At 44.2% G+C, this 947-nt stretch carries 1 pseudogene; it reads left to right on the top strand.

Annotated elements, in window-relative coordinates:
• Positions 1-155: 155 nt before the first annotated feature.
• Positions 156-947, top strand: a pseudogene (locus tag ACTQ50_RS19685) (Mu transposase domain-containing protein); the annotation flags it as partial.

The raw sequence follows: 947 nt of genomic DNA, 5'->3' as shown, positions 1-947 counted from the left end.
TGCAAATTCCGGCTCATCTGACCACGCATTCCGCTAAGAGCTGATCAGTCTTTCCGGATGTAACTGAACGCGTTTCCGCTTCAGCTGATCAATAAGTTTTCAACGTGTTATAGTTCTTTCGTAGTCATCAAATGATTGCGAAAGGAGGCATAACTATGCAAGACTACAACACGATTATCGGCTCCATCCAGATGCGTTTGAATGGATGCCAGACCAGGTCCGTTATGGACCGTTACAAGATTGGCTCAGGTACATTAAATCTGATCATGAGTCGATACCATGCCAACGGAATCCCAATCGAGGAACTCCGAATGATGGCACCTAAGGAAGTTGAGAACCTTTTCTATCCGCAGAAAAATCTACAGAGGAAAGATGTCCCACTTCCAGATTTCCAGTATTACTATGACAGAATCCATGCACCAGGGAGCCGCATGAACATTTCGTTCTGTTGGCTGGATTATAAAGAAAAGAATCCTGATGGTTATGAGAAGTCACAGTTTTACGAATACTTCAACCGATTCATAGCAGAAAACTATGGTGGCCAGAAGGTATCAATGGCCGTAAACCGAATCCCGGGTGAAAAGATGTATATCGACTGGGTCGGTGATCAGCCGGAACTGTTAACAGATACCGAAACGGGCGAGATCAAAAAAGTCCATATCTTTGCGACCACTCTTGGAGTCAGCAGCCTGATCTATGCAGAAGCTTTTCCAAATGAGAAGCTCCCATGTTTTATAGAAGGCTGTGCCCATGCTGTTTCATTTTATGGTGCTGTTACGAAATACTTTGTGCCCGATAACCTGCGAACTGCTGTAACCAAGCACACAAAGGATGAACTTATCCTGCAGTCTACATTTGCAGATCTGGAAGATTTCTATGAAACTATAGTTCTTCCACCACCCGCTAGAAAGCCGAAAGGTTATCGGCGAAAAAGTGTTATCGGCAAT

This window comes from Blautia sp. Sow4_E7, from assembly GCF_052116245.1.
In the GTDB taxonomy this organism is placed as follows: Bacteria; Bacillota; Clostridia; order Lachnospirales; family Lachnospiraceae; genus Blautia_A.
This window is presented reverse-complemented; position numbering and strand designations above follow the sequence as displayed.